We start from the raw sequence: 14,190 nt of genomic DNA, 5'->3' as shown, positions 1-14,190 counted from the left end.
TGGAGCGGCGGTTTCCAAGCGCCGGCCAGATGGGAAGGGCGAGTCAGTTCCCCACGACTCGAAAGCGGTCCTCCAACCGCACCCGTTCGTTGCTGGAGGAATCCAGCGCCTCGACCTGCGCCAGGTAGTTGCCGGGCTCCAGGTCACTCAGGTCCAGTCTCTTGGTCAGGACGACCCTTTCTTCGGAGAGAAACTGGATTGATTCCCCGGCGCTGTCAGTGACGTCCCGGACCAGTTGGCCGTTCCCGTTTCGGATCCGGTACGAGACCTCCAGCAAGGGGGCGTTGGAAGCCTGATCCACCTTGAAATTGTACAGGTGCAGATAGATCCCGAGGGGAATCTTCCGGGTGAACTTCCGGGCGATGCTGGGCCGGAGCTTGACGTCTCCGAAGACGAACATCTCGTCGCCTTCCGGCAACTCCTCCAGCTCCCGCATGTGGTCGGAAAGAACCAGCGAGCTGGCGCTCAGTTTCCGGTTCTCCTTCACCGAAGGCGGTGGGATCAGGGCGTGGCTGAGGGCGCCCACGTTGTCGCCGTTGAGGTCCTTGACGATCAAGTCCAGCTTGTAGCGCGTATTGTTGTCCAACAACAGCACCTTCTGGTAGAGGGACCGGCTCTGCCGCCCCAACTCGATCCACTTGTCGGGGTAGGCGACGGTCATGTCCTGATCGAATTCCTGGATGAACTTCTTCCCTATGCTGGTGATCGCGCCGTAGAGGCCGATCTGGGCGTAGTGGGAGGTACCCTCCTGCTTGAAGGTCATGTCCCGGTTCTGCAACTCCACGGTGACGGGAATCAGCACCTTGTCCTGGTTCAACCGGAAATAGTCGCTCCGAACCTGGAACGGGAGATTGGTGTAGTTCACCGTGACTTTGACCAGATCCCGGAGGTCGTTGTACTTGATGGGCCGGGCCGCCTGGGTCTTGGCGAAGATCTCGAAACGGGTGAAGGGATGGTCCTGGCGCCGCATGTTGGCCCGGAGGTAGGGGTTGTGCATCTCGTCGGGATGCAAGCGCCTCCCCTTCTGGGTCAGGCCCAACCTCTCGGTGTCCGTCAGCCCCACGCCGGGCAGGCCGATCGCCGCGTCCTTCTCGTCCGGATTGAGGGCAAGCCGGTACTCCCCGGTGCGGGACTCGTCCACGAATTCCAGGGTGATGTCGCTCCCGAGCCCGTCGATCTTTCGATACCGCCACCGCTCGAAGGGATGGACGGTGGTGGTCCCGCCGCCTTCGTACGACTCGCGGACGTATTGGCCACCGCCGCCGAAGTCCTCGATCTCATCCGGAGGCCCGTGGATGATGTAGATCCGTCCGCGGTCCGATCTCCAACCGGACCTGCCGCTGTGGTAGCGCTCGTTGGCGTACGCGATGCGGCGGTAGTGCTCTTCCTTGTACTCGTTGATGGGGGTCCTGAGGTCCGGGTCCCGCCGATACCAGAACTGCTCGATGAACTGCTCCTTCTCGGCTTCGTTGGTGAGTCCTTCGAAGACGGACCTCTCATCTTCCGTGATGATGTAGAGCACGTCCTCGTTGAGCCACTTCCGGAAATGGTCCTGCGACTCTTCGGCCTGCACCCTCCCGTCGACCTCCCGGTCGTTCTTCTCCTTTGCCGGCGCAGCGAGAAGCAGCAGGGGAAGCAGGGCAAATGCGGCCAGGGAAAACAGGAAGCGGGATCGGCGGATGTTCATCGTTGCGGACTATTCTACAACAACCCGCGTAGGATGATTTGGAAGAATACGAGGAATCGAAGAACTCTCGTTAGCCGCGACGAGAGGACCAGGGACATTTCTGTCCCCGGCAGTGGGAGGGAGCGGCGGCCGCACAGCCGCCGCCCATGCCCTCCCAATAACGCCGGCTACAGAAAGGACTGATCGCACGCAGCGATGACGTCCGGATCGGTAGCCCTCTGATCCTCCCACTCGGTGCCCTCGAACCAATACTGGCGGCGCTGTTCGAGCCAGCCACTAGCCTCGTTGACCGTTATCCAGCCATTGAGGAAATTCAGGGTGTCGAGATCGCCCTTCCGTATCCCCATCGCCAACGCTTCCGACCCAAAGGCATCGTCGCTCGGCAGGTGGAGGGTGTCCGGGTTGGCTTCGACCCATGAGTTGCGTGTTGTCGCGAACGCTGCCGCGGCATGGACGTCACCGGCCACGACGGCATCGAGGATCTCGGTGTCCGTATCGAAGAGTTCGATCATAGCATTGGGAAATACGTTCTCGATCGCAGGGATTGACGACGCTCCCCTCCGGGTCCCAATCGTGACATCGGCGCTGTTGAAATCTTCCAACGTTTCCAAGTCCATGGTCTGCGCTGTATTCGCCACGAGATAGACGCCGGTCATGTTGTACGGTGAGGTGAAATTGATCCTGAGATTGCGGCTTGGAAGGATTGTCATGCCACTGATGATGGCGTCAAAATCCTCAGCGATCAGTGAGGAAATGATGTAGCTCCAGTTCGTCCGCGCAAATTCAACCTCGACCCCCATGTCCGCGGCCAACTTGGTCGCGACATCGATCTCAAAACCGACCAGTTCGCCGTCGTTGTTGCAGAGCGACCACGGCTCGAACAGACCAAGACCGACCCTTATCGTGCCACGGTCCTGGACCTCATCGAGGACGCTGTCAAAAGACCACCAGGGGAAAATCTGGGCCATCGCCGGAGTGTTGACCCCGACAACCAGGGCAACCACGACCAAGCCACTCACAACGTGCTTTCTTCGCATCAGAGACCTCCTATGAAGTGAATATCCGCTCCAACCTCCAACTCGGAGTTCCAACCAGGGATATTGTTGGACTCAATACAATATGGAACACAATGAACGTGAACGATTGTTCACAAACTGTAGCAGAAGCAGTCGCCCGGATCGAGGCCCAGTGGACGCCTCGAGCATCCCCGCGAGGCCGCGCGTCACGGGTTACTGTGCAACAGGCCTTCCGCTGCGCGTTGCCGCTCCTGGTTCTCCTCCTCTTCCAACCTCTGAAAGCGTTCCAACGAGGCCCGGGCATCTTCCATCCTCCCCAGCTTCCGGAAGACCTGCGCCAATTCGTAGTAGGGCTGCGGATCCCGGGGAGCCAATGCGATCGCCCGCCGGAGGGCGCCTTCGGCGGCCGGCAGCCGGCCCTTGGCCACGAACGCCGAGGCAAGCGCCACGTAGGCGTCCGTGAGCCGGCCGTCCGCCCGCAATGCCGTCTCCAAGTGCCGAATCGCCTGGTCGAACCGGCGCCGCGAGTTGTTGATGATTCCCAGCTCCAGGTTGACGATGGGGTGATGCGGATCGATTCTCAGCTCCTTCCGCAGCGCCGGCTCCGCCTTGTCGTATTCCCCCAGTTCGAAGTAGATGTCCCCCAGAGCGAAGTTCACTCCCGGCGCGTTCGGGTTCCGGGCGGCCGCTTTCTCATACGCCTGCGCCGCTTCGCTCAAACGCCTTCGAGCGGCGAAAAACTCGGCCCGGAGCTGCTGGGACCGGAAGGAATCGGGTTCGACCTCGTCGACCCGGGCGATGGTCCGGTTGAAGCCGTCGTCGTTGCCCTTGGTCAGATAGGCTTGGGCCAGTGTCTGCAAGGCTTCCAGTTCCCGAGGATGGACACGCGTCAACTCCTCCAGGTGTCCGATGCTCTCGTCCACCCGCCCCAGGGCCAGGAAGCAAGCTCCCAAATGGACCTGAGCCTTGACGTTTTCCGGATCCCGGGAAATCGCCTCCTGCAGGACCCCTGCGGCCTCGGCGTAGCCGCGCAGGCCGAAATATGCGAGGCCCAGGTAAAAATGGGCGCCGGGGAGTTCGGGGTCGAGAGTCAGGGCGCTCCGGATCGCGTCGACGGCCGGTTCCAACCTGCCCCGGTGCTGATAGACCAGCCCCAGCCGGACCATGACGTCGGCCCGTTGGGGGTGCAGTTTCAGGATGCTGCTGTAAGTTTTTTCGGCCGCCTGCCAATCGCCTCTCTGCTCCGCCGCAATGGCGTCCTGCAACTGCCTCTGAACCGCAGTTTCTTGTCCGTCGGCCCGTCCTGCCATGGCCACCGGCAGAATCGTCGAGAGCAACAGGATGCGACTCACCATGGCATTGCAATCCGGACCGGCAGGAATCCGCCTGGTCTCTCGGCCGACGGAACCCGGCTCAATCGAGGCGTGACTCCAAGAAAACCAGGAGGAACCATCCTCGATGAGATGATAAGGCAGGACCCTCAGGCAACATAGCCGCGACCGACGCCGTCGGGCTCCCAAACGGGCAAATCGTCATGCCTCCGACTCCGGCACACCCGCTTCGAAACCCCTTTCTCTCTTCCGTACTCTTGGTATGCCATTAGCGCTGGTGGCACCGGATCGGATAACTGAAGGTCTCGAAGGTTCGGTAAGGTGATGTGATGATGTTATGATGTTCTTATGCGAACCACAGTTGCCATAGATGACGATGTGCTGGCCGTGGCGCGGGCACTCGCAGCGAGGAAAGGAGTCAGCCTCGGGAGCGCATTGTCGGTATTGGCGAGGCGTGGATTCAGGCGGACCCGGACCAGCGATGATGACGGCATTCCGGTTTTTCGCGTCGAAGCCGGGACTGACCCGATCACGAGTGAGGACGTGCAAAGAGCTCTCAGCGATTGGCCATGACCCGCTTGCTCGACGTCAACGTTCTCATTGCTCTGACTTGGCCCAACCACGTACATCATGATGCAGCGCAGTCTTGGTTTACGGGGGGCCGGAGCGACGGATGGGCCACCTGTCCCCTGACCGAAGCCGGATTCGTTCGCGTTTCATGTAATCCGTCCGCGGTCAAACAGGCAGCAACACCCGCCGATGCCATTCGGCTGTTGGGAAAGCTCAGAGAACTGGAATCGCATTCCTTTTGGCCCATGGATCGTTCCATCGCCGATCTGCCGCCAGGAATCCTCAGGAGAATCCAGGGATATCGCCAGATTTCCGACGCCGTGCTCCTGGCCTTGGCGATTCAGTATGGAGGTCAGTTGGCCACATTCGATTCCGGCTTCGCCAGTCTCCTGGCGCGGGAGGAACTGAGCGCAGTCCATATTATTCCGGTATGAACCGGCAACTGTCAGCAGACCGGACCGGAAAACAGGGGTCCCGATTCGGCACGGGCCAATTTTCGGCGGTTGGAAAGACGCCACTCAGCGGTCGACCCGGACGGCTTTGACACACCTCTCCCGGTCCCATATCTTCTGCGGACCGATTCTCAACGGAGGCATTCTCATATGCAGGAAAACCGGGTTCGTCAGAAGGTCATTGCGGGCGAGACTGCCGTCGGCTGTTTTCTGGGACTGGGAAGTCCCCCCGTGGCCGAACTGCTGGCCTATTGCGGCTACGACTGGCTGCTGGTCGAAACCGAGCACAACGCCCTGGATTCGGCTCAGGTCGAGCGCATGCTGATGGCCATCGACGGCTCCGGCGCCATGCCCATGGTCCGGGTGCCGCCCTCGGACCTGTTCGCCATCCAGAAGGCTCTGGATATCGGCGGCATGGGGATCATCGTCCCCATGGTGAAGACCGTGGAGGAGGCGGAGGCGGCGGTGGCCGCCACCCGTTATCCGCCGGAGGGAAACCGCGGGTTCGGTCCCCTGCGGGCGTCCCGCTACACCCTCGACTACGACGACTACCTGGAACGGGCCAACCAAAACATCCTGGTGGGCCTGCTGCTGGAGACGGCCGAGGCGGTGGAGGACCTGGAGCGGATCGCGTCCGTGCCCGGAGTCGACCTGCTCTACATGGGCATGTGGGACCTGTCGCTGGCTCTGGGCGTGGACCCCAGGCGTCAGCCGCACCCGGAGACGGACGCCGTGATCGACAAGGCTCTCAAGGTGGGCCGGGACTCCGGCGTGGCCATCGGCATCGGCGTCGGGAGTCCGGACGACCTGGCTCACCGCCTGGAACAGGGATTCACCTTCCTGGGCTACGGGAGCGATTACAGCCTTCTTGTCGGCGGGGCCAAGTCCGCATTGGAAACCTTTCGCGCTTCCCAATCCGGGAAGACCGAGAACGGCTGACACCCCGTTACCCGGTTCAACTCCCTTCCTGCCGTCCCCAGCGGTCGTAGAGAAAATCAGCCAGGGCGCTGAAGCTGAGCAGTGCGCCCACGGCTATCTGCTGCACGAATACCGAGATGCCCAGGATGTTCAGGGCGTTGCGGACGATCTGAAAGAAGATCACTCCCAGCAGCGTCCCCGGCATGGAGCCCCGGCCTCCGTACAGGCTCGTTCCCCCGATGACCACGGCCGCGATGACGTCGAGCTCCGCCCCCGTCCCCGCCAGGGTGAGGGCGGAATTCAGTCGGGCCGCCAGCAGGATCCCCGCGAAGGAAGCGAGGCCGCCGCTCATGGCGTAGAGCAGGAACTGGTGGCGCTTGACGCGAACCCCCAGGCGGCGGGCCGTCTCGGGATCGTTTCCGATGGCGAAGGTGTAGCGGCCGAAGCGGGTCTTCACCAGCACCAGGTGGCCGATCAGGTAGACCGCCGCCGTGATCAGCACCAGAACCGGGATCGGACCGATGCGCCCCTTGCCCAGGAACAGAAAAGTCTCCGGGAAACCGACGATGGAGTTGCCGCTGGTGAGAAACATGACGGTGCCCCGGGCGACGTTGAGCATTCCCAGGGTCATGATGAAGGCCGGGATCCGGCCGTAGGCCACGGCGATCCCGTTGACCGCGCCGGCGGCGATTCCCACCAGCACTCCGCCCGCGATGGCCCCGGGAACCGGGATCCCCGAGACCAGGAGTCCGGCCGCTCCCATGCTCCCCAGGGCCAGGATGGACCCCACCGAGAGGTCGATCCCGGCGGCGATGATGACGAAGGTCATACCGGCTGCGACGATGGCGTTGATGGAGAGCTGCTCCAGGATGTTGAGGAAATTGCGGGTGGTGAGAAAGACCGGGGAGATCATGGACACCACGGCCACCAGAATGAGGGTGGCCACAAGCAACGCCTTGAACCGGGTGAGCCTCAGCAATCCTCGAGGGAGTCCCGTGCCCCTCGAGCCGGAGATGAAATCTGGCAGGAAGCCTCTCAAATTCACGTTCAGACGGGACGCGGTCCCTTCAGCATCAGGCTGACGACCTCGTCCTGATTCGTGGAACGGGTCCTCAGGTCGGCCACCGTCGCCCCCTTCCGCATGACCACGATCCGGTCGGCGATGGAGAAGATGTCCTCCAACTCGTGACCGATCACGATCAGGGAGACCCCCTTGTCCCGGAACTTCCGGATGAGATCCAGCGTTTTTCGGGTCTCCGCGACTCCCAGAGCCGCTGTCGGCTCGTCCATGAGAATGAGCTTGGCGCGGGCCAGAAGGGCGCGGGCCAGGGCCACCGCCTGCCGCTGTCCCCCCGAAAGGTAGCGGACCCGGGTTGCGGCGCCGAAGTCGTAGCCGAGCTCGCGGATCAACTCTTCCGCTTTGGTCCTCATGGACTTCTCCGCCAGCCAGCGGAGCCCGCGGACGCCCCGACGCCACTCCCGTCCCAAAAAAATGTTGGCGGTCACGTCCAGCTCACCCAGGAGCGCCAGGTCCTGGTATACGGTCTCGATTCCGTGGTGACGGGCCTCGGCGGGACTTCCCGGTCGAAGCGGGCGGCCCTCCATGAGGAACTGTCCCCCATCGGGTCGATCGACGCCGGAGATGAGGTGGATCAGCGTCGATTTTCCGGCCCCGTTGCCGCCGACCAGGCCAACGATCTCGGCGCGCCCGACCGTGAGACCGGCTCCATCGACTGCTGTCAGCGCGCCAAATCGCTTGGTGACGCCCACCGCCTCCAGCAGCGCTGACCCGGCTTCCCCCCGGGCAGGGAGAGCGGTCGTGCTTCCGGGGACGCTTTCCGGCACGCTCACAGGAGCGGCTCCCCGCTCTCGATCTGCCGGATGAACTCGTCCACGTTCTCCTTCGTCACCACCACGACGCCGGTGTCGGTGAATGGCGGGGATTCGATTCCCCGGCGGTACCTGACGATGCTGTCGACGCCGGAATAGCCCATCTTGGCCGGAAACTGGGCGACCATGGCGTCGATCTCGCCACGCTTGACCGCCTCCAGTTCGCCCATCCCCGCCTTGCCGATGGAGCCGCGGCCCACCACCTTCAGGTCGCCGCCGAGGTTTTTTCCGAAGGCGCCGGCCGCCTGGACGGCGCAGAGCACAGCGGGACCTCCGATGATGTAGAGACCGTCCAGATCGGGATGCGCCGTCAGCAGATCGGTGGTGGCGTTGAAGGACTGGTCGCAAAACGGGACCCCCAGGGGAGATCCCACCAAGTCCAAACCGGGATATTTGCCGAGCCCCTCCTCGAATCCTTTCAGGATTTCCCGGCAGGGCAGAATGTTGGGTGGACACGCGATGATTCCCACCTTCCCTTGAGCGCCCAGGCGGTCGGCGAGACGGTCGGCGGCCATGGTGCCGCAGAGGACATTGTCGGTGGCCGCGAAGGTGACGATGGCTCCTTCGCTTATCCCGGTGTCGATGACGGTGATCGGTATCCCGGCCTGGTTCACCTTCAACACGGCGGGCGCCAGGGCGTTGGAGTCGCAGGGCGCCAAGACGATGCCATCCACACCGATCTGGATCATGTTCTCCACGATCTGGACCTGCTCCACGACGTGAGTCTCGCTCTTGGCGGCGTAAAGCAGCAGCTCCACGCCGCTCTCCTCGGCCGCCCGTTGGGCGCCGTCGATGGCGTCCAGCCAGAAGGGATCGGTGTAGGACTTGGAGATAAAGGCGATCCTCAGGCGGCCGTCGGCGGGGGTATCGGGACCCGGGGCAGCGCACGAACAGAGCAGCAACAGAGAGAAAAGGAACGCCAGGCATCGAGTCACAACGAGCGGGACACTACCATGATTCGGAAGGCCTTTGCAGATCGCCCGAAACCGTGACGCGCTTGCCTCACGGCACCGGATTCAATACCTTGGGTCGAGTCCGGGACGGCTTGGCCAAAGGGGCCGGGGGGACCGGTCCGGAAGTCGAACCCATTCAATCGGAGCGCCTCATCGAACGGGGGCAAGCGGCGCGAAAAGAGGAACACGGCATGCCCGGAAAACTGGACGGCAGGGTGGCGGTCATCACCGGCGGCGGCAGCGGCCTGGGGGAGTCTACGGCCAGGATTTTTGCGGCCGAAGGGGCCAAAGTGGTCATTGCGGACATCAACCTGGAGGCCGGAGAAGGCGTGGTCCGATCTCTCCGGGATTCCGGAACCGAAGCCCTTTTCGTCAAAACCAACGTTTCATCGGCCACGGACGCCCGCAACCTCATGGCTGCGGCCGTCGCCCGCTTCGGCCGGATCGACATCCTCATCAACAACGCCGGCGTCCAGGTGGAGAAGGCGGTTCCTGAGACCACGGAGGAGGATTGGGACTTCGTCCTGGGCGTCAATCTGAAGGGCCCGTTCCTCTGCTCCAAGTACGCCATCCGGCAGATGCGCAAGCAGAAATCGGGGAACATCGTCTGTATCTCGTCCCTTTCCGGCGTGGTGTCCAACGCGGAACAGGCTTCCTACAACGCCTCCAAGCACGGCTTGATCGGTCTGGCCAAGTGCATGGCCCATGACCACGCCCTGGAGGGGATCCGGGTGAACACGGTCTGCCCCGGCTCCATGAACACTCCCATGCTGGACGGCGTGCCGGAGGAACACCTGGCGCCCTATCGCAAAAGCAATCTGCTGGAGAGGTTCGCCGACCCGCACGAGGTGGCGAACTGCATTCTCTTCCTGGTGAGCGACGACGCTTCCTTCGTCACCGGCGCTGTTCTGGTGGCCGACGGAGGCTATACGACGAAGTGAGCCCGAAACGCACGGCTTCCGAGGCCGGCGCCCGGGAGACACGAACCGAAAGGAGCCAAATCGAATGTACGTGAAGAAGATCGACCACATCGCCGTCATGGTGAGCGACATCGAGAAATCGCTGCACTTCTATCGCGATCTGTTGGGTCTGGAGGTGGTGACTCCGGAAGAGCACATCGCGGGTCCGGTGGCGGAGATGGTGAAAAAGCCGGGCTGCCACATGCGAGAATACCGCATGCGCGCACCGGAGGGCGTCCAGGGGTACGACCGGAACGACGAAGGGGTGGCGTTGACCTTCGACATCATCCAGTGGTTGACGCCGGAAAGCCCCCAGGCGAGATACGAGATCCACCACGTGCCCAGCGCCCACATCTGCTTCGGAGTGGAGAACCTTCCTGAGATCTACAAACGATTGAAGGCGGAGGGCGTCGAGTTCGTTTCCCCTCCGGTCCGGTTCTCGGGAGAAGGGGACTGGCACGTGCTCTTCTTCTACGATCCCGACGGCAACCTCCTGGAGCTCAACGAGACCGGCACCGGCGGCCAGATCGAGCACGATTTCGAGTGGAGCGAATAGTAACGTAGGGGCAACCCTCGCGGTTGTCCTTGCTTTGAGGATTCTCCTGCCCCATCCCGACAGGACAGGCTCCCCGGCCATGCCGTGACGGCATCCCGGCGCGGCAGGGACAGATCACTCGACCCTCAGAAGGCGGAAACCCAGGTAGTGATAGCGATTCCCGGGGGCGGCGCCGGCGCGATACGCCGACCGGCTGCCGAGAGCGTCGTGGCTCCAACCGCCCCCCCGGCGGACCCGAAGGGAACCCGTCGCAGGACCCTTGGGATCCGTGACACTGCCTCCAGGGTACTCCCCGTACCGGTCCTCGACCCACTCCCACACGTTCCCCAGCATGTCGTGCAGCCCGAGATCATTCGCAGCCTTCTTCCCCACCGGATGAGTCCCGCACCGCGTCGCCGGGTACTGCGTTTCATTCCAGTCCGAACAATCGACCCCGCCCTCGTACCTCACTCCGCTGTTGCCGCCGTACCACGCAATCGTGTCCAACATGGGCACGTTGTTTTGCCCCAATAGATCCAAGTCTCCTGCAGGCGTGTCCGTCCAAGTTCCCGCCCGCGCCGCGTATTCCCACTCGGCCTCCGTCGGCAACCGGTACCGCGCTCTTCCCTCCATGCCGTTCAGCTTGCTGACGAACTGCTGCACGTCGTCCCACGAAACACTCTCCACCGGGCAGTCTCGGCCGCAGTTCTTGAAATCCGAGGGATTCGAACCCATCACCGCCTCCCACTGACCCTGAGTCACCTCGTATTTCCCCAGGTAAAACCCCCGGCTGATCTTCACCCGGGTCACCGGTTTTTCGTCATCGTCCGCAAACCCTCTCTCCGACCCCATCCGGAACTCGCCGGCCGGCACCCGCACGAACTCCATTCCGATGCTGTTGGTCCACTGGCACGGCGTCGAGGCTTCTTCCTGAGCCGTCAAGCTCCCGGCGAGGAGGAGTATGGTCCACCCGGCCACGGTCCCAAGCCGGCACCGTGAGATCGAGTTCCCGATCATGCTTCCTCCTCTCGGCTCCGGTTCGTCTTCGTTGGCCTGCGATGCAAAAGCCCCATATTGCCCCTGTCAATCCGTGGACCACCATCTCATGGAGTTGCCGCACCGGATCACGGATCCATGACCTCGAATCGGATGTCCAGGAGCCCGCTTGGATCCTGAGTGAGTTGCCGGATGATCCGCGCCAGGTTCAGCTCGGTGACCGGTTCCAGGCCTCTCGCGTCTAACCGGACGTCGCAGTGGGGACAATGATCTCTTGCCGGAATGTGTTTCGGGAAGAGGATCTCTTCGTTGCAACTGAGGCAGACCAGGCGGATGGCTTGGATGTCATCCAAGCCGAACAACTTTCGATTCTCCGACATTGCCGTCATCCCTACTGTCAATTCAGCGTCCGGTCGACTCAACCAACGTGTCCGGCCCAATTCAGCCGGCTCTACCAGAACAGCCGGCGTCATTCCTCCAGGTTGTGTGTGGATCTGGTCCGTCGGTGATACCGGCGCCGAACTAATCGATTCGCCGCCGGCTTCTTGCAGAAGGAGTGACACCGTGAGGAGCGCGTAAAGGCCACCTCCAGTGCAGGTTCCCGAACCCCACGGCAGTCGATCTTGAAGATGACGCCGCGAATCGGAGACAAACGGGCACTTTTCCTGCCACCATATTCGAGAGGACGTCCTATGCTGGACTGAAACCGGATTCCGGGTCGAGTAGAATAAGACTCAGGCTGGCTCTTCCTCCAGCATAGGACGAGTTGGTTTAGAGCCCGCAGGGTGTTGCAGCACCCGGCGGGCTCACCCACGACCCCACCATACACCAGAAGTCCCCTTTCGGACAAGGTTTTCCCCCTCACTTTTCCCCAATGGAATTTCTCCTTATTTTGTAGTAGTTTGGACTGTTTATTGTTTTCCAAAACACCGACCGGCCAGAGGCCGAAGTGTCTCCGGACCGCGCCTGTCCCTGTCATCCTGAGTTAATGACATTAGTCGCAATGCACCTGTAATTTGGCAAATTCAGGTCGAGATTTCAGGCAATAGGTTGGCGGGTGAGAGGGGGATAAGTCCGGCTAATTTATTTCGATTTCCTTCCTGTGAGTGTCATTATGGTTCCTCTCCTTTCTTGTAACGTTCCATTCTTCCCCGCTTCCTTCGTCGAGCGTGACGTAACGGCCTGCTTCGATGCCGGTCCACTCCTCCACGAGACCGCTGGGCCAGTGAGCCCGGACTCGGATCACTTTGGCGGAATCGCCCAATCCCACGAGGATTCGGGGATCGTTGGATGAGGCATAGCTGCCGTCGGTCCGGACCCGGCGCCAGAGGGTCGGCCCTCTTTCGCGGAACACTCCGACCCAGGCTCCCAGTGCATCCCGATTGCTCTTTCGTCCCACCAGGCGCAGGCCCAACCAGCGATTTTCCGTTCCGGCCCGGTTGACCAGCAACCGGGTGCGTCCGTTGTTGTTGAAGAGCACCACGTCGGTGTCTCCGTCGTTGTCCATGTCCCCGAACGCCGCGCCGCGGCTCACTTCCGAGAGCCGGAACACCGGTCCCGCCTGGCTGGTCACTTCCCGGAACCGGCCGTCGCCCAGGTTGCGAAAGAGCTGGTTCGGCTGATGCAACGGATACGGGTCGCCCCGTCTCGCCAGGGCCTCGATGGTCCTGACTTCCCCGTTGGCGGCGAACAGGTCCAGCCAACCGTCGTTGTCGTAGTCGAAGAACCGCGTGCCGAAGGCCGTGAACGGGAGGCTGGAGACGGCCAGGTTGGCTTCCAGCGACGCGTCCTTGAAAAAACCCGTGCCGTCATTGGTGTAGAGGGTGTTCTTCTCGCTCTTCAGATGCGTCATGAAAAGGTCTTCGTCCCCGTCGTTGTCAAAATCCGCCGCGTCGACTCCCATGCTGGACTCGGCCATTCCGTCCCGGTTGAAGGCGGCTCCGGCCAGCAGGGACTCGTTCATGAAGGTCCCGTCCTTCTGATTGATCCAGAGGTCGTTGGGCCTCTGGTCGTTGGCCACGTAGACGTCCGGCCAGCCGTCGGCGTTCAGGTCGGCCGCCACCACGCCCAATGCCCCGTGGTACTCCCTTGAGATCTGGCTCCTGGCCGACACGTCCTCGAAGCTTCCGTCCCGCCGGTTTCGATAGAGGCGATTGGGCACCGGCTCATAACCCAGGGGACCGCAGTAGTCGACGGCACCGCTGGGAGCATGGCAGAGCTTCTGGTTGGAGAATCTGAAATCGACGTAGTTCCCCAGGAAGAGGTCGAGCCAACCGTCCCGGTCGTAGTCCAGAAAGGCCGCACTCACCCCCCATCTCCCGTCGCCGGTGCCGGTTTTCGCGGTGACGTCCTCGAAGGTGCCGTCGCCCCGGTTCCGAAACATCTGATTGGGGCCGAAGTTCATGACGTAGAGGTCGACCCAGCCGTCGTTGTCGAAGTCCGCTGTGGCCACCCCCATTCCGTAACCGAGTGACCGGATCCCGCTGGCGGCGGTGACGTCGGTAAAGCGGACCCGGCGGGTTCCATCCGGCTGCACCAGCAGATCGTTCCGGTAGAGCCGGTCCATAGGAGCCGTCCCCGCCCGGGAAACGCCGGTGCCGCCGGACGGATCACCCTCTCCCAACATGTGCCCCTGGATCACATAGAGGTCCAGGTCGCCGTCGCTGTCGTAGTCGAACAGGGCGCCGCCTCCGCCCACCATCTCGCAGTAGTAGAACTTGCCCGACATGCCGTTGAAATGGACGAAGTCGAGGCCTGCCTTTTCCGTTTCGTCGGAGAAAACCCCGTCTGCGCCGCCTCCCGACCGGGAGAAACCGGTGAGGATTCCGGCGTTTATGAGCAGGATCAGAAAAACGAGCTGCAGAGTCGACCTTCGCAAAGTTG

General features: G+C 62.3%; 13 protein-coding genes. 4 read left to right on the top strand and 9 right to left on the bottom strand.

Going from position 1 to position 14,190, the window contains the following annotated elements; all coding sequences use genetic code 11:
* Positions 1-43: 43 nt before the first annotated feature.
* From OXT71_08060 to OXT71_08050, 3 genes are all read right to left on the bottom strand, one after another.
* Complete coding sequence (locus OXT71_08060) at positions 44-1,687, bottom strand: GWxTD domain-containing protein (protein ID MDE2926336.1); 1,644 nt, start codon at positions 1,685-1,687, stop codon at positions 44-46.
* Positions 1,688-1,854: 167 nt separating this feature from the next.
* Positions 1,855-2,724 carry a transporter substrate-binding domain-containing protein gene (locus OXT71_08055; protein MDE2926335.1) on the bottom strand — a complete coding sequence of 290 codons (870 nt, stop codon included), beginning with the start codon at positions 2,722-2,724 and terminating at the stop codon, positions 1,855-1,857.
* A 185-nt stretch (positions 2,725-2,909) separates the two neighbouring features.
* Positions 2,910-4,058 (bottom strand): tetratricopeptide repeat protein, encoded by a 1,149-nt coding sequence (locus tag OXT71_08050; GenBank protein ID MDE2926334.1) that lies wholly within the window; start codon positions 4,056-4,058, stop codon positions 2,910-2,912.
* Between the two features lie 545 nt (positions 4,059-4,603).
* Here OXT71_08050 and OXT71_08045 point away from each other — a divergent pair.
* Both OXT71_08045 and OXT71_08040 read left to right on the top strand, forming a co-directional pair.
* Entirely contained in the window at positions 4,604-5,038 is a 435-nt protein-coding gene (locus OXT71_08045) for a PIN domain-containing protein (protein ID MDE2926333.1), read from the top strand.
* A 168-nt stretch (positions 5,039-5,206) separates the two neighbouring features.
* Positions 5,207-5,995, top strand: coding sequence for an aldolase/citrate lyase family protein (locus OXT71_08040; protein MDE2926332.1), 789 nt, complete (start codon positions 5,207-5,209; stop codon positions 5,993-5,995).
* Between the two features lie 16 nt (positions 5,996-6,011).
* Here the strand turns inward: OXT71_08040 and OXT71_08035 are convergent, their stop codons facing one another.
* The 3 genes from OXT71_08035 to OXT71_08025 all read right to left on the bottom strand — a co-directional run bounded on the left by OXT71_08035 (position 6,012) and on the right by OXT71_08025 (position 8,799).
* On the bottom strand, positions 6,012-6,953 hold the full coding sequence (locus OXT71_08035; GenBank protein MDE2926331.1) for an ABC transporter permease: 942 nt from the start codon (positions 6,951-6,953) through the stop codon (positions 6,012-6,014).
* 68 nt (positions 6,954-7,021) lie between these two features.
* Positions 7,022-7,825: an ATP-binding cassette domain-containing protein gene (locus OXT71_08030; protein MDE2926330.1), complete on the bottom strand. Its 804-nt coding sequence runs from the start codon at positions 7,823-7,825 to the stop codon at positions 7,022-7,024.
* Positions 7,822-8,799: a sugar ABC transporter substrate-binding protein gene (locus OXT71_08025; protein MDE2926329.1), complete on the bottom strand. Its 978-nt coding sequence runs from the start codon at positions 8,797-8,799 to the stop codon at positions 7,822-7,824. Before OXT71_08025 ends, OXT71_08030 begins: the two co-directional genes overlap by 4 nt.
* An 89-nt stretch (positions 8,800-8,888) precedes the next feature.
* Between OXT71_08025 and OXT71_08020 the strand changes: the two genes are divergently transcribed.
* Together OXT71_08020 and OXT71_08015 are read left to right on the top strand one after the other, a co-directional pair.
* The gene (locus tag OXT71_08020) at positions 8,889-9,758 is read left to right on the top strand and encodes a glucose 1-dehydrogenase (protein ID MDE2926328.1); all 870 of its coding nucleotides are present in this window, start codon (positions 8,889-8,891) and stop codon (positions 9,756-9,758) included.
* A 64-nt stretch (positions 9,759-9,822) separates the two neighbouring features.
* On the top strand, positions 9,823-10,332 hold the full coding sequence (locus OXT71_08015; protein ID MDE2926327.1) for a VOC family protein: 510 nt from the start codon (positions 9,823-9,825) through the stop codon (positions 10,330-10,332).
* A 114-nt stretch (positions 10,333-10,446) separates the two neighbouring features.
* Here the strand turns inward: OXT71_08015 and OXT71_08010 are convergent, their stop codons facing one another.
* From OXT71_08010 to OXT71_08000, 3 genes are all read right to left on the bottom strand, one after another.
* Complete coding sequence (locus OXT71_08010) at positions 10,447-11,328, bottom strand: formylglycine-generating enzyme family protein (protein ID MDE2926326.1); 882 nt, start codon at positions 11,326-11,328, stop codon at positions 10,447-10,449.
* Between the two features lie 107 nt (positions 11,329-11,435).
* The gene (locus OXT71_08005; GenBank protein ID MDE2926325.1) at positions 11,436-11,687 is read right to left on the bottom strand and encodes a hypothetical protein; all 252 of its coding nucleotides are present in this window, start codon (positions 11,685-11,687) and stop codon (positions 11,436-11,438) included.
* Positions 11,688-12,385: 698 nt separating this feature from the next.
* The gene (locus tag OXT71_08000) at positions 12,386-14,185 is read right to left on the bottom strand and encodes a CRTAC1 family protein (GenBank protein ID MDE2926324.1); all 1,800 of its coding nucleotides are present in this window, start codon (positions 14,183-14,185) and stop codon (positions 12,386-12,388) included.
* Between the last annotated feature and the right edge of the window lie 5 nt (positions 14,186-14,190).

Source organism: Acidobacteriota bacterium, assembly GCA_028874215.1.
Lineage (GTDB): Bacteria > Acidobacteriota > UBA6911 > RPQK01 > JAJDTT01 > JAJDTT01.
Note: the sequence above shows the minus strand (reverse complement) of the source record. Positions and strands in the feature narration are given on the sequence as shown.

What these genes read in the sequence shown, in the direction of transcription:
- OXT71_08045 (MDE2926333.1), top strand. Translation starts at nt 4,604, where the DNA reads ATGACCCGCTTGCTCGACGTCAACGTTCTCATTGCTCTGACTTGGCCC.
- OXT71_08010 (MDE2926326.1), bottom strand. Translation starts at nt 11,328, where the DNA reads ATGATCGGGAACTCGATCTCACGGTGCCGGCTTGGGACCGTGGCCGGG.
- OXT71_08060 (MDE2926336.1), bottom strand. Translation starts at nt 1,687, where the DNA reads ATGAACATCCGCCGATCCCGCTTCCTGTTTTCCCTGGCCGCATTTGCC.
- OXT71_08040 (MDE2926332.1), top strand. Translation starts at nt 5,207, where the DNA reads ATGCAGGAAAACCGGGTTCGTCAGAAGGTCATTGCGGGCGAGACTGCC.
- OXT71_08005 (MDE2926325.1), bottom strand. Translation starts at nt 11,687, where the DNA reads ATGTCGGAGAATCGAAAGTTGTTCGGCTTGGATGACATCCAAGCCATC.
- OXT71_08050 (MDE2926334.1), bottom strand. Translation starts at nt 4,058, where the DNA reads ATGGTGAGTCGCATCCTGTTGCTCTCGACGATTCTGCCGGTGGCCATG.
- OXT71_08015 (MDE2926327.1), top strand. Translation starts at nt 9,823, where the DNA reads ATGTACGTGAAGAAGATCGACCACATCGCCGTCATGGTGAGCGACATC.
- OXT71_08055 (MDE2926335.1), bottom strand. Translation starts at nt 2,724, where the DNA reads ATGCGAAGAAAGCACGTTGTGAGTGGCTTGGTCGTGGTTGCCCTGGTT.